Annotated in this window: 1 protein-coding gene; it reads right to left on the bottom strand. The window is 64.9% G+C overall.

The genetic code is table 11. The features are described 5' to 3' along the window. Positions 1–206: 206 nt before the first annotated feature. The coding region (locus MKL11_RS00540; protein ID WP_243939302.1) for a transposase at positions 207–382 on the bottom strand (176 nt) is incomplete at its 5' end.

Below are 382 nucleotides of genomic sequence, written 5' to 3'. Positions count from 1 at the left end.
GCCGCAGCATTGGAACCTCGACAGCCCCATCATCCGTACCTCGATAGTCCCGAGGCCACTCCCCCGAACGTCGGAGAAGGGTTGGAGACAGAACGTCCGCTTCGCGGCGAAAGGTCAACGTCCGATTGCCACCCCGAGCCGCAGTTGCCGCACGGCTGACGAACGTCCGCTTTGATCGGCCCCCACAGGGTGGTCCAAGGGTGAAGTTAGTGCGCGGTAGGCCGCTCCACCACGGTTAGCTTGGCCGGTGGAGCTGGTCGGGCGAGCGCAGCCGGCCAAGCGGTGAAGGCTGGCATGAACACCTCTGGTGCCGGCGGCCGGTATCCCAGTGAGGCGTGCGGGCGTACGGTGTTGTAGTGACGTCTCCAGCTTTCGATCACGA

Origin of the sequence: Methylobacterium sp. J-077 (assembly GCF_022829365.1) — a bacterium.
GTDB lineage: Bacteria > Pseudomonadota > Alphaproteobacteria > Rhizobiales > Beijerinckiaceae > Methylobacterium.
Note: the sequence above shows the minus strand (reverse complement) of the source record. Positions and strands in the feature narration are given on the sequence as shown.